23 protein-coding genes are annotated in these 23,868 nt (G+C 69.3%); 9 read left to right on the top strand and 14 right to left on the bottom strand.

The genetic code is table 11. The features are described from left to right. Positions 1-23 precede the first annotated feature (23 nt). From AOZ53_RS12480 to pcp, 10 genes are all read right to left on the bottom strand, one after another. Positions 24-875, bottom strand: coding sequence for an amino acid ABC transporter ATP-binding protein (locus AOZ53_RS12480; protein ID WP_054430547.1), 852 nt, complete (start codon positions 873-875; stop codon positions 24-26). After that, positions 862-1,680, bottom strand: a complete 819-nt coding sequence (locus AOZ53_RS12475) for an amino acid ABC transporter permease (RefSeq protein WP_054488007.1) — start codon at positions 1,678-1,680, stop codon at positions 862-864. The genes AOZ53_RS12480 and AOZ53_RS12475 overlap by 14 nt, the downstream gene beginning before the upstream one ends. After that, positions 1,670-2,407, bottom strand: coding sequence for an amino acid ABC transporter permease (locus tag AOZ53_RS12470; RefSeq protein ID WP_054430549.1), 738 nt, complete (start codon positions 2,405-2,407; stop codon positions 1,670-1,672). Before AOZ53_RS12470 ends, AOZ53_RS12475 begins: the two co-directional genes overlap by 11 nt. Beyond that, entirely contained in the window at positions 2,404-3,648 is a 1,245-nt protein-coding gene (locus tag AOZ53_RS12465) for an aminotransferase class I/II-fold pyridoxal phosphate-dependent enzyme (protein WP_054488005.1), read from the bottom strand. Before AOZ53_RS12465 ends, AOZ53_RS12470 begins: the two co-directional genes overlap by 4 nt. Further along, on the bottom strand, positions 3,645-5,066 hold the full coding sequence (locus AOZ53_RS12460; RefSeq protein WP_054488002.1) for an FAD-binding oxidoreductase: 1,422 nt from the start codon (positions 5,064-5,066) through the stop codon (positions 3,645-3,647). The genes AOZ53_RS12465 and AOZ53_RS12460 overlap by 4 nt, the downstream gene beginning before the upstream one ends. Then, positions 5,063-5,923 (bottom strand): transporter substrate-binding domain-containing protein, encoded by an 861-nt coding sequence (locus AOZ53_RS12455; protein ID WP_054488000.1) that lies wholly within the window; start codon positions 5,921-5,923, stop codon positions 5,063-5,065. Before AOZ53_RS12455 ends, AOZ53_RS12460 begins: the two co-directional genes overlap by 4 nt. A 31-nt stretch (positions 5,924-5,954) precedes the next feature. Further along, positions 5,955-6,794, bottom strand: a complete 840-nt coding sequence (locus AOZ53_RS12450; protein ID WP_054430553.1) for a transporter substrate-binding domain-containing protein — start codon at positions 6,792-6,794, stop codon at positions 5,955-5,957. A gap of 105 nt (positions 6,795-6,899) precedes the next feature. After that, entirely contained in the window at positions 6,900-7,925 is a 1,026-nt protein-coding gene (locus AOZ53_RS12445; protein WP_082385616.1) for a Bug family tripartite tricarboxylate transporter substrate binding protein, read from the bottom strand. Positions 7,926-8,081: 156 nt separating this feature from the next. Continuing rightward, positions 8,082-8,969, bottom strand: a complete 888-nt coding sequence (locus tag AOZ53_RS12440) for an alpha/beta fold hydrolase (RefSeq protein WP_054487998.1) — start codon at positions 8,967-8,969, stop codon at positions 8,082-8,084. Positions 8,970-8,982: 13 nt separating this feature from the next. Next, positions 8,983-9,630 carry a pyroglutamyl-peptidase I gene (gene pcp, locus AOZ53_RS12435; protein WP_054430555.1) on the bottom strand — a complete coding sequence of 216 codons (648 nt, stop codon included), beginning with the start codon at positions 9,628-9,630 and terminating at the stop codon, positions 8,983-8,985. Between the two features lie 93 nt (positions 9,631-9,723). On the opposite strand from pcp, the gene AOZ53_RS12430 reads away from it, so the two are divergent. Continuing rightward, a complete protein-coding gene (locus AOZ53_RS12430) occupies positions 9,724-10,650 on the top strand; it encodes a LysR family transcriptional regulator (RefSeq protein ID WP_054487996.1) in 927 nt (308 codons plus the stop codon). Between the two features lie 84 nt (positions 10,651-10,734). On the opposite strand, the gene AOZ53_RS12425 is transcribed toward AOZ53_RS12430, so the two are convergent. Then, positions 10,735-11,568 (bottom strand): DUF4189 domain-containing protein, encoded by an 834-nt coding sequence (locus AOZ53_RS12425; RefSeq protein ID WP_054430557.1) that lies wholly within the window; start codon positions 11,566-11,568, stop codon positions 10,735-10,737. Between the two features lie 304 nt (positions 11,569-11,872). Between AOZ53_RS12425 and AOZ53_RS12420 the strand changes: the two genes are divergently transcribed. Together AOZ53_RS12420 and AOZ53_RS12415 are read left to right on the top strand one after the other, a co-directional pair. After that, on the top strand, positions 11,873-12,439 hold the full coding sequence (locus AOZ53_RS12420) for a hypothetical protein (RefSeq protein WP_054430558.1): 567 nt from the start codon (positions 11,873-11,875) through the stop codon (positions 12,437-12,439). Between the two features lie 247 nt (positions 12,440-12,686). After that, positions 12,687-14,228, top strand: coding sequence for a hypothetical protein (locus tag AOZ53_RS12415; RefSeq protein WP_054430559.1), 1,542 nt, complete (start codon positions 12,687-12,689; stop codon positions 14,226-14,228). An 84-nt stretch (positions 14,229-14,312) separates the two neighbouring features. Here AOZ53_RS12415 and AOZ53_RS12410 read toward each other — a convergent pair whose 3' ends face one another. Then, complete coding sequence (locus AOZ53_RS12410; RefSeq protein ID WP_054430560.1) at positions 14,313-14,711, bottom strand: RidA family protein; 399 nt, start codon at positions 14,709-14,711, stop codon at positions 14,313-14,315. A 137-nt stretch (positions 14,712-14,848) separates the two neighbouring features. On the opposite strand from AOZ53_RS12410, the gene AOZ53_RS12405 reads away from it, so the two are divergent. Continuing rightward, positions 14,849-15,808, top strand: a complete 960-nt coding sequence (locus tag AOZ53_RS12405; RefSeq protein ID WP_054475085.1) for a LysR family transcriptional regulator — start codon at positions 14,849-14,851, stop codon at positions 15,806-15,808. A gap of 57 nt (positions 15,809-15,865) precedes the next feature. Further along, positions 15,866-16,441 (top strand): hypothetical protein, encoded by a 576-nt coding sequence (locus AOZ53_RS12400; protein WP_054487994.1) that lies wholly within the window; start codon positions 15,866-15,868, stop codon positions 16,439-16,441. A 26-nt stretch (positions 16,442-16,467) separates the two neighbouring features. Here the strand turns inward: AOZ53_RS12400 and AOZ53_RS12395 are convergent, their stop codons facing one another. Together AOZ53_RS12395 and AOZ53_RS12390 are read right to left on the bottom strand one after the other, a co-directional pair. Beyond that, positions 16,468-17,076, bottom strand: a complete 609-nt coding sequence (locus AOZ53_RS12395) for a class I SAM-dependent DNA methyltransferase (RefSeq protein WP_231690296.1) — start codon at positions 17,074-17,076, stop codon at positions 16,468-16,470. Positions 17,077-17,080: 4 nt separating this feature from the next. Continuing rightward, a complete protein-coding gene (locus AOZ53_RS12390; RefSeq protein ID WP_082385614.1) occupies positions 17,081-17,782 on the bottom strand; it encodes a TetR/AcrR family transcriptional regulator in 702 nt (233 codons plus the stop codon). 210 nt (positions 17,783-17,992) lie between these two features. On the opposite strand from AOZ53_RS12390, the gene AOZ53_RS12385 reads away from it, so the two are divergent. From AOZ53_RS12385 to AOZ53_RS12370, 4 genes are all read left to right on the top strand, one after another. After that, complete coding sequence (locus AOZ53_RS12385; RefSeq protein WP_054487992.1) at positions 17,993-20,143, top strand: TonB-dependent siderophore receptor; 2,151 nt, start codon at positions 17,993-17,995, stop codon at positions 20,141-20,143. A gap of 10 nt (positions 20,144-20,153) precedes the next feature. Further along, positions 20,154-21,269, top strand: coding sequence for an ABC transporter substrate-binding protein (locus AOZ53_RS12380; RefSeq protein ID WP_054487990.1), 1,116 nt, complete (start codon positions 20,154-20,156; stop codon positions 21,267-21,269). 3 nt (positions 21,270-21,272) lie between these two features. Continuing rightward, on the top strand, positions 21,273-22,391 hold the full coding sequence (locus AOZ53_RS12375; protein WP_054487989.1) for a siderophore-interacting protein: 1,119 nt from the start codon (positions 21,273-21,275) through the stop codon (positions 22,389-22,391). 235 nt (positions 22,392-22,626) lie between these two features. Next, positions 22,627-23,808: a hypothetical protein gene (locus AOZ53_RS12370; RefSeq protein ID WP_054487987.1), complete on the top strand. Its 1,182-nt coding sequence runs from the start codon at positions 22,627-22,629 to the stop codon at positions 23,806-23,808. The last annotated feature ends 60 nt before the right edge of the window (positions 23,809-23,868 follow it).

The following is a 23,868-nucleotide window of genomic DNA, read 5'->3' as shown; positions in this document are numbered from 1 at the left end:
GGCTCCGGGTTGCGCAAAGCGCGTCACACTGCGAGGCGCAGCGGGTCAAAGGTCAGGTAGGCGTCGATCGGATCGGCCTGGGCGCGCCGCACCGGCGGCTCGGCCGAGGCGCGTTGCAGGAAGGCGCGGGTGCGTTCGCTGTCGGGCCGGCCAAAGATGCGGGCCGGCGGGCCGTGCTCGACGATGCGGCCGGCCTCGGTGAAGTACACCGTGTCGCTCACCTCCTGGGCGAAGCGCATTTCGTGCGTCACCAGCACGCAGGTCAGGCCGTCCTGCACCAGGTCGCGGATCACGGTCAGCACTTCGCCCACCATTTCCGGATCCAGCGCCGAGGTCACTTCGTCGAACAGGATCAGTTCGGGCCGCAGGGCCAGCGCGCGGGCAATGGCCACGCGTTGCTGCTGGCCGCCCGACAGCTCGCCCGGGTAGGCGTTTTCCTTGTGGTCCATGCGCACCTTGGCCAGCAGCTCGCGCGCCAGCGCCTGGGCCTGGGCCCGCGGCTGGCCGTTGACCTTGATGGGCGAAATCACCAGGTTCTCCAGCACGCTCAGGTGCGGGAACAGGTTGTATTGCTGGAACACGAAGCCCACCCGCTTGCGCAGGGCGATCAGCTCGGACTCGGTCTTGAGCCCGTCGACCCGCACGCCGCCGACCTCGATCTCGCCGCGCTGCGGCCGCAGCAGGCCGGTGATGCAGCGCAGGATGGTCGACTTGCCCGAGCCCGACGGGCCGATGATGGACACCGCGTTGCCGGGCCGGACCTCGACGTCGATGCCCTTGAGCACCTCGGTCTGGCCGAATGCCAGGTGCACGTCCCGCAGGCTCACCAGCGGGGTGTCGGTCGCGGCGTGGCCGCCGCTGTCAGTAATGCGCATAACGTCGTTCCAGATGGCGCGTCCAGCGCGCGATGGGATAGCAATAGGCGAAGAACAGCGCCAATAGCGTGAAATAGACCAGGATGGTGAAGTCGCTGCGCGCCACCGTGTTGCTGGCCACCGTGGCGGTGTCGACCAGGTCGTGCACGCCGACCAGCGAGGCCAGCGAGGTGCTCATGGTGATGCTGGCGTACAGGTTCATCCACGACGGCAGCATGCGCCGCACGCACTGCGGCAGCACGATCATGCGGAAGATCTGCGAGCGCCGGAACGCCAGCGACTGCGCCGCTTCCCATTGCGCCTCGGGGATCGACTGGATCGCCCCGCGGAAGATCTCGGCGACGTTGGCGCTGGCCGGCAGGCCCAGCCCGATCACCACCTTGATCCAGTCGGGAAACGGCAGGTTCCAGCCGCCCAGGTTCAGTTCGAACGGAAACACGTAGGTCGTGAAGTACACCAGCACCAGGATCGGCGCGTTGCGGAACGCCAGCACGTAGATCCGCGTCAAGCGCCGCAACAGGGGCGACGGCGACAGCGACAGCGCGCCCACCACCAGCCCGACGGCCGTGCCCAGCGCCATGGCCAGCACGCTGATCTGCACGTTCATGCCCAGGCCGCGCAGCAACGCCGGCGACCAGTGCCACAGGTGCCGCACCGCGGCCGGCGCGCTGTCGGTCAGGGCCCACGCGACGCCCAGCGCGACCAGCGCCAGCAGCAGCAGCACCCACGGATCGCGCAGCAGCGCCCGCCAGCCGCCGCCCGCGCGATGCGCGGCAGCGCCATTCAATACCAGTTCATTGGCCATAGCCGGGCATCCTCAAGCGCGCTTCCAGCCAGCGTCCGCCCACGCTCACCAGCCAGGTCAGCAGGCCGAAATACAGCAGGATCAGCAGCAACAGTTCCAGCACGTTGTCGCGGTGCGACCAGATCATGATGGACTCGTAGGTCACATCCCCCACCGCGATGGCCGAGGCGATCGCGGTCATCTTCACCAGATCCACCAGGTTGTTGACCAGCGCCGGCAGCGCGAAGCGCAGCGCCAGCGGCAGTTGCACCTGCGTCAGGATCTGGCGGCGCGAGAAGGCCAGCGAGCGCGCGGCTTCCAGCGTCACCGCCGGCACCGCCTCGATGCCGGCGCGCAGCGCCTCGGCGTGGAACACGCCCTTGTGCAGCGCCACCACGATCACCACCCACATGAACGGCGTGATCGGGCTGCCGCCGCCCAGCTTCTGCGTGATCAGCATGTTCAGCACCAGGAAGGCGCAATACAGCTGCACCAGCGTCGGCGTGTTGCGGGTCAGTTCGACGAAGGCCTGCAGCGGCCGCGCCAGCCAGCCGCGACCGCTGGTGAGCCCGGCCGCGATCAGCACGCCGAACAGCAGGCTGACGGGGATGGTCCAGGCGCACAGTTGCAGCGTCACCAGCAGGCCGTGGCCGAAGGCGGACAGCTCGCCCGGATCCAGCACGAAGCCGTAATTCAGGCCCAGGGGCTTGAAGAAATGGACCCAGGCCTGCAATGCCTGTTCGATCATGCGGCCGCCTCCAGCGCCGCCGGCCGCAGCGCCGCCACGGCGCGGCCGATGCGCGTCACGGCTTCGGCCAGCTTGGCGTCCGACGCGGCGAACGACAGCCGCAGGTACGGCGACAGGCCGTAGGCCGCGCCGCGCACCACCGCCACCCCTTCGGCTTCGAGCAGCCAGTCGACCACGTCGCCATCATCGGCGATGACGCCGCCGTCGGGTCGGACCTGGCCGATCAGGCCGTCCACCCCGATCCAGGCAAAGAACGAGCCGCGCGGCGCCGCCACGCTCAGGCCCGGCACCGCGCCCAGGCCGTCGACGATCAGCCGCGCCCGGCGCGCATAGGCCAGCCGCGCGTTCTCGACGAAGTCGTCGGCCACGCCCTGCAGCGCCACCAGCGCGGCGGCCTGGCCCAGCGAACTGGGGCCCGACGACACCTGCGACTGCACCGCCTCCAGCACGCCGATCAGCGCCGCCGGGCCCACGCCCCAGCCGATGCGCCAGCCGGTCATGGCATAGGCCTTGGACACGCCGTTGACCGCCAGCGTGCGTCCGGCCAGGTCCGGCGCGACGCGCAGCAGGTGCGCGGGCGGCTCGTCGAACCAGATCTGCTCGTACATCTCGTCCCACAGCACCAGCACCGACGGGTGCTCGCGCAGCACCGCCGCCAGCGCCGCCAGCTCGGCCTCGCTGTAGACCGCGCCCGACGGATTGCCGGGGGAATTCAGGATCAGCCACTTGGTGCGCGGCGTCAGCGCCTGGCGCAAGCCCTGCGGCGTGAGCTTGAAGCCATCGGCCTCGGCCGTCGGCGCCAGCACCGGCGTGCCGCCGTTGACCCGCACCGAGTCGAGGAAGGTGGGCCAGTACGGCGTCGGCACGATCACCTCGTCGCCCTCGTCCAGCGTGGCGGCCAGGGCCAGGTAGATCACCTGCTTGCCGCCGTTGGAGATGATGACGTGGGCCGCCTCGGTGGGCAGGCCGTGGCGCTGGCGATAGCCATCGGCCACGGCGCGCCGCAGCGCGGCGGTGCCGGCGGTCGGCGTGTACTTGGTCTGGCCTTGCGCCAGCGCCAGCGCGGCGGCGTCCTTGATGGCCTGGGGCGTGTCGAAGTCGGGCTCGCCCGAGGTCAACACCACGATCGAGCGGCCCTCGGCCGCCAGCCGCGCGGCGCGCGCGCCGGCCGCGGCGATGGGCGACAGTTCGACGCCGCGGGCGCGGCGCGAGAACACGCCGGGAAACAGGGATTCAGTCATGACAGGACCTTTCCGGGATTCATCAGGTTCAGGGGATCGAGCGCCTGCTTGACGCGGCGCATCAGCGCCAGTTCCAGCGGGCTCTTGAAATGGGGCAAGGCGTCGCGCTTGACCTGGCCGATGCCGTGCTCGGCGCTGATCGAGCCGCCCTGCGCATGGGCCTGGGCGTGCACCAGGTCATGGATGCGGGCCTCGTTGGCGAACAGGCGCGCCACCGGGCCGGCGGGGTCGTGCGACACGTTGTAATGCAGGTTGCCGTCGCCCAGATGGCCGAACGCCATCGGCCGCAGGCCCGGGTCGAGCGCGCGCAGCGCCTGCGCGGCGCCCTGCAGGAAGGCCGGAATCCGCGAGACCGGCACCGAAATATCGTGCTTGACGTTGCCGCCGTCGCGCGCTTGCGCCAGGCCGATGGCCTCGTCGCGCAGCCGCCAGAACGCCGCGGCCTGCTGCAGGCTATGGGCGATGGCCGCGTCCTCCAGCAAGCCCTCGCCCAGCGCCGCCTCGGCCAGGCGCTGCAAGGCGTCCGCCGCGCCGGCCTCGTTGGCGGAGACCTCCAGCAAGGCGTACCAGGGTTGCGCCAGCGCCGGCAGCGGCTGCGGCTGGTCCGGCACGTGACGCGCCACCAGTTCCAGCACCGGCCGGCCGATCAGTTCGAACGCCGTCAGCTGCGCGCCCAGGCGTCGCCGCGCCAGCGACAGGAACGCCAGCGCCGCCTCGATCGACGGCAGCCCTGCCAGGGCGCTGCCCTGCTCGGCCGGCTTGGGATACAGCTTGAGCGTGGCCGCGGTGATCACGCCGAGCGTGCCCTCGCTGCCGATGTACAGGTCGCGCAGCGAATAGCCGGTGTTGTCCTTGCGCAGGCCGCGCAGGCCGTTCCAGACTTCGCCTTCGGCCGTCACCACCTCCAGCCCCAGCGTCAGCTCGCGCGCATTGCCGTAGCGCAGCACCTGCGTGCCGCCGGCGTTGGTGGCGAGATTGCCGCCAATGGTGCAGCTGCCTTCGGACCCCAGGCTCAGCGGGAACAGGCGGCCGGCCTGGCTGGCGGCCTCCTGCACCTGCGCCAGCACACAGCCGGCCTGCACCGTGATGGTGTCGTTGTCGGTATCGATGCCCAGCACCCGGTTCAGGCGGCCCAGCGACAGCACCACGGCCTGGCCGCTGGCGTCCGGCGTGGCGCCGCCCATCAGGCCGGTATTGCCGCCCTGCGGCACCACCGGCACCCGCGCGGCGCGGCACAGGCGCAATACCGCCGCCACGCCCTCGGCGTCGGCCGGACGCGCCACCGCCAACGCCTGTCCGTGCAGCACGCGGCGCTGGTCGGTCAGGAACGGCGCCGCGTCCGCGCCGGTCGCGACCCAGTCCGCGCCCAGCCGCGCGCGCAGCGCGGCCAGCAGCGTGTCCTCGGCGGCCGTCGTCATGGCTTGGCCTGGGCCTCGGGCGGCGCGCTATCGAACTTGCCCGCCTGCGCGTCGGCGTTGGCCTGCCGCAGGTAATCGGCCGGCACGCCGAACCTGTCGGCCTCCTTCACCAACAGGCCGGACTTGTGCCAGTCGCGGATCACGCCATCGACGAAGGCGCGCGTATCGGCCTCGTTGCGACGGGTCCAGATCACCGTGGGCGACGGGATCAACTGGTCCGGGGTGGCCAGCTCGAAGCCTTCCCATTCCTTGCCATTGGGCCCGTGCAGCGTCTCGTACAGCGCCGGCTGGATGTGCACCGAGGCGTCGCAACTGCCGCCCTTGAGCGCCAGCAGCGATTCCGGGATATTGCGCAGGCCCTTGACCACCGCGCCGTAGGTGTCCTGCAGCGGCTTGGCGAAATTGCTGCCTTGCGACACGCAGGCCACCCTGCCCTTCAGGTCCTCCCAGCGCTTGATGCCGCTGCGCTTGGACACCATGGCCGCGCCGCCGACCAGGTTGTAGGGCGTCGGCGCGTAGCTCAGGATCTCGCTGCGTTCCTGGGTCCACTGGATGTTGGCGATCAGCAGATCGACCTTGCCGGCCTGCAGGAACTGCACGCGGGTCGCGGCCGTCACCGGCACCGTCTCCAGCGTCACGCCCAGGCGCCGGGCGATATCGCCGCCCAGCTCGGTCTGGAAGCCGCCCACTTTGCCGGTGGCCGGATCGAGCAGGCCGAACGGCGGGCTGGCGCCGTCCACGCCCACCACCAGCTTGCCGCGCTGCTTGACGCGGTCCAGGGTGGCGTCGGCGTGCGCCGCCGTCGCCAGGGCCGCCAGCGCCAGCGCGGCGGCCCACTTGATTGCTTGTCTATTCATCGGTCTTTTCCAACACGGGCGGGCGCGAGGCTCAGCTGCCCTGCTTGTACTTGTCGTGCAGTTCCTGCAGCAGCGGCTGCGGCGGCTGGATGTCCAGGCGCTTCTCGGTGGCGATCAGCCAGCCGCTGCGGTGCCAGCCCTGGATCACCTTGTCGACGGCGGCGATGGTGTCGGCCTCGCCCTTGCGGGTCCAGACCACCGAATTGGCCGGCAGCACTTCCGTGGCGATGGGCGCGTGATAGTCGGCCCATTCGGGATTGGTGCGCAGCAGCGGATGGATCAGGGTCGAATCGTGCACCGCGGCCACGCACTGGCCGCCGCGCAGCGCCAGCAGCGAGTCCGAAGAACTCTTGTAGCCCTTGACCACCGCGCCGTAGTCGGCCTGCAGGGGCCGCGCGAAGCTGCTGCCCTGCGACACGCAGACCGGCTTGCCGCGCAGGTCTTCCCACTTGGCGATGCCGCTGTCCTTGCGGGTGGCGGCCGCGCCGCCCACGCGGAAGAACGGTGTCGGCGCGTAGCCGAGGATCTCGGCGCGTTCGGGGTTCAGCTCCATTGACGCGATCAGCAGGTCGACCTTGCCCGAGATCAGGAACTGCGTGCGGGTGGCGGTCTGCACCTGCACCAGCTCGGCCTTCACGCCCAGGCCCTTGGCCAGTTCACGCGCCAGGTCGGGATTCCAGCCGACCAGCTGCTGCGTGGCGGGGTCGATCGAGCCGAACACGCCGCCGTTGGCCAGCACGCCGATGGTGACGGTGCCGCGTTCCTTGATCTTGTCCAGCGTGGCATCGGCATGGGCGCCGGCGGCGCCGGCCGCCAGGGCCAGCGCGACGGCCGCCTGCAGGATACGGCCGGAGATATTGCGAGTCTTCATGTTGTTGTGTCGTAGGCATTGAACGGAGTTCTATGCTGCGGTCCGCCGCCGCACAACACAAAGAAGACTTTCAGATATGAATATGAAACCGCTGTTGCGGCGCGCCTACTGGAGCTTGACGTCGGCGGTGGCGATCACGCGCCGATAGGTCGCGATGTCATCGCGCACGGTCTGGTCCACCGCCTCGGGCGTGCTGGCGGCGATGGCGAACCCCAGGTTCTCCAGCAGCGTGGCGGTCTCCGGTTCGCGCAGCACGGCCACCACATCGCGATGGATGCGCTCGACCAACGCCGCCGGAGTCGAGGCCGGCACCACGAAGCCCTGCCAGGTCTCGACCGCGTAATCGGCCAGGCCCGCCTCCTGCATGGTCGGCACCTCCGGCAGCGCCTTGGAGCGGTACGGCGTGGTCACCGCCAGCGCCACCAGCTTGCCCGAGCGCACGTTCTCGGTGGCCGCGGCCAGCGTGATCAGCATGGCATCCACGTGGCCGCCCAGTACGTCGAGCGTGGCCGGCCCGCCGCCCGGATAGGGAATCTGGTTGGTCTTGGCGCCGATGCGTTCGTTGAGCAGTTCCACCGCCAGGTGCTGCAGGCTGCCGTTGCCGCCAGGCAGCGCCAGCGAGATCTCGCCGGGCCGGCTGCGCACCAGCGCCACGAATTCCTGGAAGGTCTTCACGCCCAGTCCCGGACGCACCACCAGCAGCTGCGGATTCACCACCGCCTTGGTCACGCCGCGCAGGTCGCGCAACGGGTCGTACAGCGGCTTGCCGGGTTGCAGCGCGTTCAGCGACAAGGCATCGCCGCCCAGCAGCAGCGTGTAGCCGTCGCCGCGCGCATGCGCCACCGCGGCATTGCCGATGGCGCTGCTGGCGCCCGGCTGGTTCTCCACCACCACGCTCTGCCCCCACTTCTCGCTCAGTTTCTGCGCCACGGTGCGCGCCAGCTTGTCGGCGCTGCCGCCGGCCGCGATCGGCACGATCAGCTTGACCGGCCGGCTCGGATAGCGCGTGGCGTCGTCCGTGGCGGCCGGCGCGGCGCCGGTCATGTTGCTCAACAGGCCCGCGCCCACCACCACGCCACCGGCCAGGCCGAGCGCGGCCTTCAAGAGGGACCTGCGTCGATTGCCCATCATCCTGCTCCCTGCGGAAATTCCAAGCAGGCCAGGATAGGAGCGCGCCGTGCGCCGGACAAATACCGATACGCAATGTGGAAATGCTGGGGCAGCCCTATGCTGGGGCAGCCCTATGCTGCGGCAGCCGTATGCTGGGGCAGCCGTACGCTGCGGCGGTTACGCCAGGAACGCCAGCATGCGCCGCGCCAGTTCGCGCGGCTGCTCTTCCGGCAGATAGTGGCCGCAATCGGCCAGCACCCCGCCGCGCAAGTCGCGCGCCAGCGGCCCCAGCGCCTGGTGCAGGTCGGGCGCGCTGCCGTGCTCGCCGCCCAGCGCCAGCACCGGCAGCGTCAACGGCGTCTCGCGCAGCGCCCGGTTCTGCTCGGCCGACTGGTGCGCCGCGCGGTAATAGCCGAGCATGCCGCGCAAGCCGCCCAGCGTCTGGTAGACCCGCTCGTACTCATCCAGGTCGGCGCGGCTGAACACGCCCGGCTTGTTGGCGGTCTTGCGGCTGAAGAACCACTCGATCAGCACCCGCTCGCGGCCCTGCAGCAGCGCTTCGGGCAGGTCCGGCACGGTATTGAAGAGGAAATGCCAGCGCTTCCAGTTGTCCGGTCCCAGCTCGAAGCTGGCGGGCAGCGTCACGCCAGGGATATTGGCGTCCAGCAGCACCAGCCGCTCGACCTCGTCGGCGTGGCGCGCCGCGTAGGGATAGGCGATCCAGGCGCCGATGTCGTGCCCGGCCAGCGCGTAGCGCGTCAGCCCCAGCGTGTGGAACAGCGCCCGCAGGCGCTCGCCCGCCGTGCGGGTGTCGTAGCCGTCCAGCGGCTTGTCCGAGTCGCCCTGCCCGGGCAGGTCCACCGCATAGAGGCGGAAATGCGGCGCCAGCAGCGGCATGACCCGGCGCCACGCGTACCAGCTCTGCGGAAACCCCGCCAGCAGGATCAGCGCCGGCCCGGCGCCGCCTTCCACCACGTGATAGCCCAGGCCGTCCACCCGCGCCTGCCGGTGGCGGAACGGCACGCCGTCCAGCGCGAAGGCGTCGGCGTCCTTGAAAGTATCCATCGTCCGTCTCCGTTCAATGCAGCGCGCCGCCGCCTTCCTTGACGTCCGCCGTGACCGCCAGCGAGGTCGCCACCATCACCTTCACGCCCTCGATCAGCGTCTCCAGCGCCAGGCTGGGCTGGCCGGGGTGATGGGCCGCCATCTCCGGCAGGTACGGCACGTGCACGAAGCCGCCGCGCAACGCCGGGCGCTCGGTGGCGATGTAGTGCGACAGGCCGTAGAAGATGGTGTTGCAGTTGTAGGTGCCCGCCGTCGACGACACCGACGCCGGCACGCCCGCGCGCCGCAGGTCGCGCACGATGGCCTTGATCGGCAGGGTCGAGAAATAGGCCGCCGGGCCGCCCGCCACCACCGGTTCGTCGATCGGCTGGCGACCTTCGTTGTCGGGGATGCGCGCGTCCACCACGTTGATCGCGACGCGCTCGATCGACACGTCGCCGCGGCCGCCGGCCTGGCCCAGGCAGATCACCAGGTCCGGTTGCGTGTCCTCAATGGCCTGGCGCAGCACGCCCACCACCTTGCCGATCACGCACGGCAGCTGGCGCGCCACCAGGGTGGCGCCGGCCACTTGCGCGCCATCCAGCCGCCGCGCGGCTTCCCAAGAAGGGTTGAGGGTTTCGCCATCGAACGGTTCGATGCCGGTAATCAATACGGTCGTCATTGCGCAGTCCTTCGATTCAATTGCTGCCAGCCATGGTAGGACCGCGCCATGGAATTGTTGAAATCCATAATCGCTATTCGTATTATTGATGGCATGAATCTTTCAGCCGTCGACCTGAACCTGCTGGTCGCCTTCGAGGCGCTCTACGACACCCGCAACGTGACCCTGGCCGGCCAGCGCATCAACCGCGCCCAGCCCTCGGTCAGCAGCGCGCTGGGCCGCCTGCGCCTGCTGTTCCAGGACGAGCTGTTCCTGCGCACCGCCAACGGCATGCAGCCCACGCCCAAGGCCGCCGCGCTGATGCCGGCCGTGAGCGCGGCGCTGGACCAGATCCGCCAGGCGCTGACGCAAGGCGCCGGCTTCGATCCCCAGGCCGCCGCCGGCCGCCGCTTCACCGTGGCGGCCAGCGACTACGCCGACGTGGTGATCGTGCCGCACATCGTCGCGGCGCTGCGGCGCGACGCCCCCGGCATCGACCTGCGCATCGCGCGGCTCGACCGCGCCGCCCTTTACGAGCAGCTGGACAACGGCAGCGTCGACCTGGCCATCGGCGGCCACCTGGCGCCGCCCAAGCGCATGCTGCGCGAACGCCTGTACCAGGAGCATTTCGTCTGCATCGCCGACAGGCATCATCCGGCGCTGCGCGGCCGCAAGCTCGACCTGGCGCGCTACGTGGCGCTGCCGCACGCCCTGTTCACGCCCAGCGACGACGGCTCGGCCCGCGGCGTGGTGGACGCCAGCCTGGCGCGGCTGGGCCAACGGCGCCGGGTGGCCTGCACCTTCGCCCACATCGTCGCGCTGCCGCACGCCGTGCAGGGCACCGACCTGGTCGCCACGCTGGCGCGGCGCGCCGCGTTGCGGCTGGCCGGCCCCGGCCTGACGCTGCGGCCGCTGCCGCCGGAGGTCGACCCCGGCCCCTTCGATATCGACATGGTGTGCAGCCGGCGCGCGCCCGGCGACGCGGCGCTGGCATGGCTGCAGCAGGTGGTCCGCGACGCCGCCGCGCGGCTGGCCGATTGACCGGGCGCCCATGAAAAAAGCCGGCCCCCCTGTACGGGCGCCGGCTTGCCGTGCCGGGCGGCGCGCGGCCGCCTCATGGCGATCTCAATTGGCCTTTTCGTCCTCGCCGGCATAGCCGCTGATGTAGGGACGGCCCGAGCAGCGCACCATCGCCACGCAATTGGGCAGGCCGCTCTTGGCGCTGCAGGTGTTGCGCGCCGCATCGCGCGCCGCCTTCGGGTCGGGATCGAGCGCGGTGTAGCTGGTGCCGCGCCCCTTCACGCCCTTGGCCCAGGCCAGGCCGACGCAGCTGTCGCGGTAGGTCAGGACCTTGGTGCAGCCGATGCAGTCCTCCCATTCCAGCAGCTTGTTGATGGCGTCCTTCTCGTTGGGGTAGCCATCCGAATAGGTCAGGTCGCCCGTGTTCATCTCGGCGACGGCGCCCCAGTACTCGCGATCGTTGAGCTTGGCGGACAGGGCCTCCAGCTCGGCCGGCGTGGCCTTCCTGGCCGCCTCCACGTCCTGCGCGCTGTAGCCCGGCCCCACGCACAGCGGCATCGTGGTCAGCCAGCATTTGCCGTCGGGGCTGCCGGCGGTGCAGCGGCGGACCGCCTTCTTGGCCGCCATTTCCGGCGACACGCTGTTGCCGGGGAACAGGTCGTTCGAGGTATTGCGGGCGTAGGTCATGCAGCTGTCCGAAAACCAGCTCAGCGATTTGCAGTCCTTGCCGCCGCCCTTGCGGCAGGCCGCCAGCGCCGCCGATTCGGCCGCCTTTTCCGAATCCTCGGGCAGCGCCCAATAGATCTTGGCGTGTTTGCCATCCGTCGCGATGCCGCCGTACAGCTTGTCGGCATGCGCCTGTGGCGCGAACAGGCCCGCCATCAACGCCAGCGCGCCGAGCGCCGCGCGGATAATCGGAGAAAATCGGGCAAATATCATCGTTCGGGTTCCGGATCGGGTGGATTCAGCGGCCACGATCTTAGCAAGCGGTTTACCCGCTCCGTCCCCTCTGCCAAGGCGGCGCGGGCATATTGAGTAACAAATTTCACCATTGGCGCAAGGAAGCTGGCCCCGTTTTCCGGTAAAAATGGCGGACATTTCGTAAGCAGGCTGTCAGTCTGCAATCACTCTCCCGTCACAAGCCCTGCCGACCCGGCCTGTCACGAAGAGACACAAAACGCCTGGCGCCCGGCCGCGATCACCGCCGCCGCGTCCGGCCGCCACGGAGCACCGACCGCACGCCATGACGTTCCCCCTGCCCCTTTCCGCCCGCCGCCCGCCGCTGCGCCTGGCCGCCAGCCTGATCGCCGCCGCCAGCCTGGCCGGCTGCGCGCCGATGCCCAGCGGCGGCAGTTCGTCGCTGCCGTCGCTGAGCCGGGTCTTCTCGGAAGGCCTGTCGTTCTCCCCCAGCGTCAACGTCGCCCGCAACATGCAGGGCCGCTCGATCAACGACGCCATCGCGGCGCTGGGCGAGCCTTCCAAGAAGCGCGCGATCGGCAACACCATGGAACTGGAGTGGTCCGACTACCAGTCCGCGCCCTACCAGGAATGGGTCACGACCGGCACCAGCCAGCAGGTGGTCGGCATGATCCCGGCCACCAACACGACCGCGGCAACGCCGGTGTTTCAGCAAAGCAGCAGCGGTTACTACCAGGGCCGCACCCGCATTTATGAATGCAAGGTGCTGATGCGCATGAAGGACAGCGTCATCGTCGATTCCACCGTCGACGGCAACGTCTGCCCGGAATTCATCGCCGCGCTGCGTAAATGGGCCGGTGAAAATGAAGCGAAGAATTATGTCGTGAAATAAGGCGCGAGGCGGCGCGAGAGATGCGCCGCCCGCACGGGCCGATAATCGCGGCGCGCGGTATTTATTTTGTCGACATTATTTTGGAAATCACTTCCAAAGCTGTCATTTAACTGAATATAAATAACCTCAAAAACGCAAAAATAAATAACGTCGGCCGATTAATTTTCCGCCGCGCCTGCCGTTAGTCATGGTGATACTCCCCGGCAAGCCTCATGGGCAGCTGTTGCCCGCCAGGAATACCACTGACATGACCACGATCTCCAGCTACACCCCGCCGCTCGTCATCGCCCCGCAGGCGCCGGCGACCGGGGTGTCCCGCGTCACCACCGTCAACCGCAGTCCCGACATCCCCGCGTCCACCTCGGTGACGCTGGGCCAGCCGGCCAACGTGCTGACCTATTCGCCCGAATCCGTCGCCGCTGGCCAGGTGCAGGAACCCGACGCCCTGTCCTCGCTGATGTCCGACAACGTCCGCGCCTCGTCGCTGACCGGCCAGTTCAAGGGCCTGGCCGCGGCCCTGCTTGGCCGCATGCAGAACGATGGCGGCAATTACTCGCTGTCGATCCCGTCGGCCCGCGCCGCCGCGCCGGTGGACGGCGTCGCCGCGCCCAAGGGTCCGGCCGTGGCCGACAATTCGGTCGCGTTGCGCATCACCACCGCCAGCGGCGCCAAGGTCACGGTAACGCTCGAAAGCAATGAAAAGGGCCTGGGCGTGCAGATCGACGTGGGCGACGCCAAGCTCACCGAAGAAGAACGCACCGCCATCGCCGGCCTGTCCAAGTCGTTCCAGGACGCCGTCGACGGCCTGACCTCGGTGCCGCCCAAGCTGGCGCTGGGCGCGCTGGCCAAGTTCAACACCAGCGTGCTGTCGTCGGTGTCTCTGGAAGCCACGGTCGGCGCCGAGGGCCCCGATCGCGTCAGCTTCAATTTCCAGGCCGATGCGGGCCAACGCTCGCTGACGGTCAAGACCGTGGCCGGCTCGGCCCAGATCAACGTCGACGCCAGCAAGCCCAGCCAGTTCGGCAGCAGCCAGCAGCAGACGACCGCCATCAACAATTACCTGACCAAGTTCGACAGCGCCCAGACGCGCGGCGAAGGCGATGCCACGCTGATGGCCCTGTTCAAGTCCGGTTTCGCGGACCTGCACAAGAGCTACGGCGACTGGGCGCCGGAAGCCAAGACCACGACGCGCCTGGGCATGCCGGCCGAAGTGCATCGCACCATGCTGTCCGGCCTGGCCGACTTCTCCGCCTCGATCAATCAGGCGCCGGTCGCGTCCAATCCGCTGCAGGCGCGTGAGCTCGACACCTTCTCGTACGAGACCTCGCAGAACACCAGCTCCAGCGGCCGCCCGCAACTCGACCTGGCGATCACGCAACAGCAGCAGTCGTCGCTGAACGCCAGCTTCCACCGCGCGCTCACGCCCGATCAGAAGCTGAACCTGACCACGGATCCCGAGTCGCAGAACTACGCGTTCTACCAGATCCGCGACGACTACAGCAACCGCACCGACATCGCCTACGAAGACGGCGAACTGGCCAAGGCCTCGTTCACCGAGTCCAGCACGATGTCCACCCTGGTGACCAAGTTCATCAAGGGCAAGCTGGTCGACCAGAGCAGCATCACGCCCACGACCCAGACCCGCACCCAGGACCTGATGGGCCTGCTGCGCGCGGCCGATCTGACCAGCCACCGCGAAGACACCCGCACCCCGCGCGATCAGGTCGAGGCCGCCCTGATCCGCAAGCAGGAAGACCTGGCGCAAGCCGTGGCCCGCCTGCGCGGCTGATACGACGAGGCACGCAAAACGGGGCAGGCCCGGCGATCCCGCCGGCCTGCCCCGTCGCTTTTCTTGCCCCGCCGCCAGGGGCGGCTAGGCGTCCTGCGGCAGTTTCGCGATCACCTTGATCTCGAAATCGAAGCCGTACAGCCAGGTCACGCCCACCGCCGTCAGCGTCGGATGCGGCGCCTGGCCCCAGTATTCCGGCACCACCTGCCAGATGGTCTCGAAGCGGGACGCCGGATCCACCATGAACACCGTCACGTCGATCACATCCTCGAAGCTGGCGCCGGCCGCCTTCAGGATCGCGTTCAGATTGTCGAACGCCTGCCGCACCTGCGCCTGCAGGTCGGGTTCGGGCGAGCCGTCCTCGCGGCTGCCCACCTGGCCCGACACGAACAGAAAGCCATTGGACCGCACCGCGGGCGAATAGCGGTTGCGTTCATACAGCGCCTGGCGCCCGGCCGGAAAAACCACATCACGCGTTGCCATACTCATTCTCCTGTCTCGGGCCTCGGCCCGTATTGATGATGCAGGCACTGTACGGACGGCGCCGCCGCCGATAAATGGGCAAGCTTGTCCATCACTGTTTGTAAAATGCAAACAATCCCCTGATCCCTGGAGTGGCGATGGACCGTTTCGACGCAATGCAGGCCTTCGCCCGCGTGGTGGAAACCGGCAGCTTCACCAAAGCGGCCGACACGCTGCACATGAGCAAGACCAGCGTCACCCAGCTGGTGCAGCAGCTCGAGGCGCGGTTGCGCGTGCGGCTGCTCAACCGCACCACCCGCAAGGTCAACGTCACCGCCGACGGCGCGGTCTACTACGAGCGCGTGCTGCGGCTGCTGGCCGACATGGACGACGCCGAAACCAGCCTGTCCGTCGCCGCGGCCGTGCCGCGCGGCCGCCTGCGGGTCGACGTGCCCAGCCCGCTGGCGCGCATGATCCTGGTGCCCGCCCTGCCCGCCTTCCACGCGCGCTACCCGGACATCCAGCTGGATATGGGCGTGAGCGACCGCATCGTCGACGTGATCGGCGAGAACGTCGACTGCGTGGTGCGCGGCGGCGAGCTGACCGACCAATCACTGATGGCGCGACGCGTCGGCGACCTGCAATTGCGCGTCTATGCCGCGCCCGCCTACCTGCAGCGGGCCGGCGCGCCCGATCATCCGCGCGACCTCGAGGACAGCCATCACCGCATCGTCGGCTTCCTCTGGTCGCGCAGCGGCAAGCCCCTGCCCTACGCCATGCGGCGCGGCGACGAGCGCGTCCACGCGCACGGCCGCTACGTGGTCGCGGTGGATGACGGCAACGCCTATCTGGCGGCGGGCCTGGCGGGCATGGGCGTGCTGTGGCTGCCCGACTACATGGCGCGCGAGCATGCCGCGCGCGGCGAACTCACGCCGCTGTTCGAGGACTGGCAACTGGACCCGATGCCGCTCTACATCGCCTTCCCGCCCAACCGCCACGTCAGCGCCAAGCTGCGGGTGTTCATCGACTGGGTGGCGGAACTGATGGCGCTGCATGCGCCGCCCGAATTCACTCGCATACACCCGCCACCTACAATACGGCAATCGAAGAGGCCTTGAGCCTGAACCAAGGATGTGCATGACTACCGCAACCCCCCGCGCTACGAGGCCACACCGATGAGCGAATGGAGCGAGATCAAGGCGCGCTTCAAGCGCCCGCTAAGTGCGCTGTTCCTCTGCCTGATGCTACTGATTTTGTCCCGCGATCTCTTCGACGCCGCGAACAAGGCGTACCTGCCGCCCGATCCCGCCACGCTGCACGCCATCGCCGTGCGCGTGGACAAGTTGGCCGTATGCCCCTACTCGCGGACCGCCGGCTCCCGGCAGAACAGCGGCTACAGGCCTCTTTGCTATTTCTCGAACGACTATCCCGACGTGGCGTTCGAGGCGGGCGCCGTTGTGACCGGCCTCGTCCTGCCACGGACCCTGGAACTGCTGACCGACCGCGAGCCGGACGACCTGAAGAACGTCTACGAGGGCCAGATGTTCAGCGTGCACGTGCCCATCAGGGTTTATGGGCTGCGCCAGATGGACGGCAAGGTGTTGTGGGATCCGGTGGCCACCTACGATAGAGCCTGGTCCACCAAGCAGCGCAAGAAGGCGTATGCCTGGCTCGTGGTGCTGATCGCACTGGGCTGCGCCGCCTACGCCTTCCTCAGGATCCGGGCGATCCTGCGCGATCCGCATCTATGACCTGACGGCCCGTCGCCCCGCCTGGCTCAGGTCCGCCTGGCCAGCCACACCGTCGCGTTGCCGCAAGCGGCGTCCCATTCGACGTGGCGCAATACCTCGAAGCCGTTGGCGGCGAGCAGCTCGCGGTATTCGGCGCTCTCCAGGCTGCCGTGATAAAGCGGCTGGCCGTCGAGCTGGCCGATGGCCTCGCCCAGCGTCGTGCCGCTGGTGAACATCAGCGCCGCGCCCGGCGCGGCCAGGCGCCGGAACTGCGCGAACATGGGCCGCTGGTCCTCGGGCGACAGATGGAAGAAGCTGTGCCACGCGATCAGGCCGTCGAACGGCCCGGCGCAAGGCAGCTGGCGCATGTCGGCGGCGATCCACGCCTGCTCGGGAAAGCGCGCCGCGGCGCGCGCCAGCAATGCGGTCGAACTATCGACGCCGGTAATCCGGCAGCCGTGTTCGATCAGGTGGCCGGCGATCGGCACGCCGGTGCCGCAGCCGATGTCCAGCACCCGCGGCGCGGCCGCCGGCAACGCCGCCAGGAAGTCGGCCAGCCAGGCGCGCTCGATCAACGCGGCGCCGCGGTCGCGCTCGAACGCTGCCGCATGCGCCTGGTACAGCGCCATCACGTTGCGGGACAAGGGATTGGACACGGCCTCAACCCGGCGCGGCGCCGCGCATGAACAGGTCCCATGCGCGGTCGAAGTAATCCTGCTGCGCCGCCGGATCGGCAAAGCGCGTCTCGCCCAGCATGGTGGCGACCAGCGGCTTGATCGAGGTGGCGTACAGCAGTTGCTCGGCGATGAACGCGGCGTCGCCGCCGCCCAGCGTCCCGGCCGCCTGCGCCTCGGTCACCATATCGGCCAGGCGCCGCAGGAAGGGATCGTCGGCGCCGGGGGTGGGCTGCACGCCCTTGGCCGGCAAGGCCTCGCCCAGCGCCACGCGGTTCAGCGCCACCAGTTGCGGACGCAGGTTGATGTCCAGCAAGGCGCGCGCGTAGCGGCGCAGGCGCTGCTCGGGCGCGCCCGCTTCGGCCATACAGGCGTTCAGTTCCTCGACGATCGCGCCGCGGAACGTGTCCATCAACGCGCCGAACAGCGCGGCCTTGGAGGCGTAGCGGCGATACAGCGTGTCCTTGCCCGCCTTGCAGATCTCGGCCACCTGCTCCATCGACGTCGCGGCATAGCCCTGTGCGGCGAACAACTCGGCCGCGACCGCGAGGATGCGGCGCTCCAGCTGCGCCGCCGCTTCCCGGGTCGGCCGCCCGCCCGGCGCCTTGCGCGCCCTCTCGCCGGCGGGCGACGTCGCGGCGACGCGGCGGGCGGGGGTGGCGGTCTTGCTGGGCGGGGTCGTGGGCATCCAATCGGTCCGTGGCTGGCAGTCTTGAAGGCCCCTATTGTCCCGCAGCGCGCGCCGCACGGCAAATAACCAAACGCAAAAGTCCCGTTATCACCTAGGCAGAAAGCACGTCAAGGGTTTTATTTTTTCCAAATTAACTGGACGTTACCGTCCCGTTTATGTGATGATGATTGCAATTGAGATTTCTTTTCATTTGCAACAGGTGTTGAAATGGCGATTGATGTCCGGGAAGCCGTGATCCTCGGGGCGGTTTCTGGTTTGCTGGCGGCCGGCGCGGCCCAGGCGCAGCAGGAAGCGGTGCAACTCAGTCCGGTGGTGGTCAAGGGCGAATCCGCCGACCCGGCCGACAGCAGCGACCGCATCCTGCTCCCGACCACCACCTCGGCCACCAAGACCGGCACCCCGGTGCTCGAAACGGCCCAGTCGATCTCCACCATCACCCGCAAGCAGCTGGACGACCAGGCGCCGCAGACCGTCAGCGAAGCCCTGCGCTACACCGCCGGCGTGCTGTCCGACCGCGACACCAACTCGCGCTACGACTCGGTCTTCCTGCGCGGCTTCGGCGCCTTCGGCACCGCCACCAGCTACGTCAATTTCCTCGACGGCCTCAAGCTGCCGCGCGGCCAGGCCTTCGCGCAGGCGGCCATCGACCCGTACCTGCTGGACCGCATCGACGTGCTCAAGGGGCCGTCGGCGCTGCTGTACGGGCAGGTCAGCCCGGGCGGCCTGGTGAACCAGGTGAGTCGCCGGCCGTCCGACCAGGCCGCGCACGAGATCCTGCTCGAAGGCGGCAACGAGGGCCGCGCCCGCGCCGGCTTCAGCAGCCAGGGCGCCGTGAATGAGGCCGGCACGCTGCAATACAGCCTGAGCGCGGTTGGCCGCTACGCCGACAGCCGCTATGACGGCGTGCACGAAAGCCGCTACGCGGTGGCCCCGTCGCTGACCTGGCGGCCCAACGCCGACACCACCTTCACGCTGTCCGCGTACTACCAGAAGGACCCGGACGGCGGCTACTTCAACTCGGTCTATCCCAAGTTCCTGGCGCCGTCCCGGTACAAGGACGACCTCGGCCGCCGCTTCAACGTCGGCGACCCCAAGTTCGATTCGTTCGAGCGCGAACAGCACGGCATCGGCTACCAGCTGGAACACCGCGTCAGCCCGGCGCTGACGCTGCGCTCGCGCCTGCGCTATTCGGACGTCGACGTCGACTTCCGCTCGCTGCAGATGGCCGCGCCGCTGGCCGCCGACGGCACCATCGCGCGCCAGGCGCTGCGCTCGATCGAGGACGTCAAGGGCGTCGCGCTCGACAACCAGGCGCAGATCGACTTCGCCACCGGCACGGTGCAGCACACCGTGCTGACCGGCATCGACTACCAGCACACCCGCAGCAACTGGCAGTACAACTGGGGCCCCGCGCCGTCCATCAACGTCGCCAATCCGCAGTACGGCCAGCCGATCGGCCCGCTGACGACCATCATCGACAGCGGCCAGACGCTGCGCCAGACCGGCGCCTACGTGCAGGATCAGTTCCGCTTCGGCGGCTTCCGCGCGCTGCTGGGCGTGCGCCACGACTGGACCGAGCAGGATTCCGACAACCGCCTGGCCAAGAGCGCCACCAACCAGTCCAGCGAAGCCACCAGCTACCGCGCCGGCCTGCTGTACCTGTTCGACAACGGCCTCGCGCCCTACGTCAGCTACGCCACCTCGTTCGAGCCCAACGTCGGCGTCAACGCCAGCGGCGCGCCGTTCGTGCCGAGCAAGGCCAGCCAGTATGAAGTCGGGTTGAAGTACCAGCCGACCGGCGTGGACGCGCTGTTCACGGTGTCGGCGTTCGACATCCGCCAGCGCGACGCGCTGGTGCCGGACACCTTCGGCTTCAACGCGCAGGAAGGCCGCATCCGCTCGCGCGGCCTGGAGTTCGAGGCGCGCGGACAGGTCACGAACAACCTGGAGCTGATCGCCGCGCTGACGCTGCTGGACACCAAGGTGACGCAGGCCGCGGTCGAGGCCAACAACGACAAGCGGCCGCAGGCGGTGCCCACGTACTACGGTTCGGTGTGGGCCAACTACCGCTTCGGCGCCGGCGCGCTGGAAGGCTTCAAGGTCGGCGCCGGCGTGCGCACGGTGGGTTCGAGCTACGCCGACAACGCCAACAAGGTGAAAGCCGACGGCTACACCCTGATCGACGCCGCGCTGCGCTACGATTTCGGCGCCGCCAGCCCCAGCCTGAAGGGCCTGGAAGGCCGCCTGAACATCAACAACCTGTTCGACAAGACCTACTACTCCAGCTGCAGCTCCGACTATTTCTGCCAGTACGGCAATGGCCGCCAGATCATCGCCGGCCTGAGCTACCGCTGGTAAGGAGCCGACGATGCATCGACGCCGCTTCTGCGCGGGACTCGCGCTGGCCGGACTGGGCGGCGCCCTGCCCGCCCTCGCCAGCCCGCCGCGCACGCTGACCGACATGGCGGGCCGCGCCTTGCGGCTGCCCGCCGCGCCGCGCCGCATCGTGCTGCTGGAGGCGCGCGACATTCTCACCATGGCGCTGCTGCATCCCGATCCGGCGTCACTAGTGGTGGGCTGGGCCGCCGCCGACCGCATCGACAGCGAGGCGCTGCAGGCGCGCTTCGAGCGCAAGCGGCCGATCGCGGTCATCGGCAAGCAGGCGCCCACCACGATCTCGCTGGAAGGCATCGTCAACCTGGCGCCCGATCTGGTGGTGACCAGCTCGTTCATGACGCCCGAGGATGGCGCCGGCGGCCTGTTGCAGCGCCTGACGGCCCTGGGCATCCCGGTGGCCTACAGCGATGTCGCCAGCAACGCCGCGGCGTCCGCCACGGCCGGCCCGATCGACACGCTGCACCGCAATCTGCGCATGTGGGGCGACATCCTCGATGCCGGCGACCGGGCCGCGGCCTATTCGGCGTTCGCCGACGAGCGCCTGGCCGAAGTCGCGCGGCGGCTCGCGGGCGCCAGGCCGGTCACCACCTATCTGGAAGTGCAATCCACGCCCGACGACTGCTGCTGGGCCGCCGGCAAGCAGGTCTGGGGCGAGCTGCTGGCGCTGGCCGGCGGCCAGAGCCTGCCTGGCGTGACAGCGCCCTGGTACCAGAAGCTGCAGCTCGAATACCTGCTGGCCACGCCGCATGACGTCTACATCGCCTCGGGCGGCGGCTGGGTCTCGGGCGGGCGGCCGGCCATCGGCCCCGGCATCGACCCGGCCCAGGGCCGCGCCGGCCTGCGGCGGCTGGTGGCCCGCACCGGCTTTGCCGCGCTGCCCAGCGTGCGCCAGGGGCGCGTGCATGGCATCTGGACCGGCCTCATCACGGTCGCGCCGTTCAACCCGCTTTTCGTCGAGGCCGCCGCCAAGTGGCTGCACCCCGACCGCTTTGCCGATTTCGACCCCGCCGAGACCCTGGCGACGATCAATCGCCGCTTTTTGCAGGAGCCGATCGACGGCCCGCTGTGGGTCTCCCTCCAGGAGTAAACCTTGTCCAACCCCTCCGCGCCGTCCTGTACGGCGTCGGCCGTCATCGCCTTTCCCAGGCTGGCCGACTATCTCGAACCGATCCTGGCCGCCATCGCCACGCACGACATGACCGTGCGCGCCGAATCCGACCACCACGCCGTCACCGCCGCGTTCGGCAGCGCCACGCTGCGGGTCCGCCCGGGCGCGCTGCATATCGAGATCGAAGCCGCCGACCCCGCCGCCCTGAACCGCATGAAGCACGCATTGGCCGGCCCGATCGGCTTCATCGCCGCGCAGGAGCGGCTCGACATCCAGTGGCGCGGCGACGCTGGCGGCCTGACGCCGCTGGACGACCTGCGCATCCTGCGCGTGGCCGCGGTGCGCGACCTGACGCCGCACCTGCGCCGCATCGTGCTGCGGGGCGTCGATCTGGCCCACCTGGACCGCGCCGACCAGCTGCATTGCCGCCTGATCTTCGCGCCCAAGGGCGAGGCCGACGTGGCCTGGCCGATGCTGGACGGCAACGGCCGCGTCACCTGGCCCGGCGGCAAGATGCCGACCCGCGTCTACACCATCCGCGCCATCGACCCGGCCGCCGGCGCGCTGACGATCGACTTCGCGCTGCACGCCGACGCCGGGCCCGCCACGCGCTGGGCGCAGGCGGCCGCGCCGGGCGACCGCGTCGGCGTCGTCGGCCCCGCGGCCGGCGGTCCCAAGCCCGCGGCCTTCCATGTGCTGGCGGGCGACGAAACCGGCCTGCCCGGCATCGCCCGCATCCTCGAATCGCTGCCCGCCGACGCACTGGGCCACGCCTTCATCGAGGTGCGCGACGCCAGCGAGGAACTGCCGCTGGCCAGGCCCGCCGGCATCACCTTGAAATGGTTGCACCGCGATGGCGCGCCGGCCGGCGCCACCACGCTGCTGCCGGATGCGGTCCGCGCCGTGTCGTGGCCGCCGGCGCTCGACGACGCGTTCTTCTGGGGCGGGTGCGAGCACAAGGCGTTCCGCGCCATCCACCGCTACCTGCGCCACGACCTCGGCTTGCCGGCCGACCGGCAGGTGCTGTATTCGTACTGGCACCGCACCCTGAGCGAAGAGCAGATCATCGAGATCGGCGCGCCGGCCTATCTGGCCGAATAGGCCCGGCCGGCATGACAGCAGGGTGACAGAACGGTGACCATTGCGGCCCGTTTTGTACAGCTATTATTAAGGAAGCGCCCCTACAATCCGGCGGGCCCCACAAGGGCTCGCCAGGGGTCGGCCGCAAGGCGTCAGAGGGGCTGAAATAGTTCTTCACCCCCTCTTGCAGCTTGACGGGAACTCACCCCGCCTCGCGCCTATCCATACCCTGTCCGCCGCTACCGATTCGCTTCCCATGCCGTCTTCCCAGCAGTCACCGAATCATCCCGATCAGGGCGGGATCCGCATCCTCGCCGCCGATGCCGGCCAGGCCGCCGCCGCGCTCGAGGCCACGCAGCAATACCTGTCCGACCTCGGCCTGCGCGCCGCCGCCCGCTGCGACCTGCGCAAGGCCGCCACGCCCGGCGTGCATGCCGCGCTCAATCGCGGTTTCGCCGCCAGCTACCTGCCCGATCACGACACCACCCGCGTGGCGCGGGCGCTGAGCCTGCGCACCGACGCCAACGAAGCCGACCTGGACCGCGAGATCGTGCTGGCGATGCTGGCCAGCCCGGTCGCCTTCGACTTCCCCAGCGTGGCGGAACTGGCCTCGGCCGTGCGCATCCGCCGCTACATCGTGCAGGCCGCCGGCAAGACCGCGCTGGCCTTCGACACCGAACACGCCGAGCGGCCCGAGGACTACTGGACCTACGACGAGGCGCGCGGCTTCACGGTGCTGCCGGGCCGCTCGCTGATCGATGGGCTGCGCAAGGCCACCCAGCCCGAGGCCTCGGGCCAGCTGTATTCGTTCTCGTGCTACCGCGCCACCGAATACGTCACCGTGCTCGGCATCGCGCAGGAACTGCAGACGGCCAACCCCGACCTCGGCCGCCGGCTGCAGCGCCAATGGGAAACGCGCGCGGTCATGTCCGGCAGCTTCCACGACACCTTCCTGCACGAATACGGCGCGCTCGACGCGCCCTTGCCGCAGCGCTTCTACGTGCCGGGCGACCGGCTCTGGTTCCGCAACCCCGACGCCGAATCGTCGGACGTCGAAGGCTACGAAGGGTCCTGGGTGTTCTACCTGGGCGGCGGCCTGTTCAACAATTTCTGGGAACGCGGCGTGCCGTACACGCTGACGTCCAAGTGCGTCGAGATCTACCATTGGCGCCACGGCCTGCGCACCGACGCCGCCGGCAAGCGCTACATCGACGAACAGATCGTCAAGGAACACGTGCACGCCACCCTGGCCGACCCCGAGGCCACCGCCGTCATCCTTGAACGCATGATGCGGATCCGCGACCCCCAGGGCGTGTACGCCGAAGGCGGCTGCATCGACGCCACCCGCGAGCGGGTGCGCTGGGTGCGCCCCGGCCATTGCGACATCGTGCTGCCAGACTTTCCCGGCGCGGCGCGGACGCTCTCCATCGCGGCCTGAATTCCCCAAGCCGCTCGGCTTGAATCTCCCTGCGGGCGGCGGTCCCTGAGTCACCCCAGG

This window comes from Achromobacter sp. 2789STDY5608621, from assembly GCF_001299375.1.
Taxonomy (GTDB): Bacteria; Pseudomonadota; Gammaproteobacteria; order Burkholderiales; family Burkholderiaceae_B; genus Achromobacter; species Achromobacter insuavis.
This window is presented reverse-complemented; position numbering and strand designations above follow the sequence as displayed.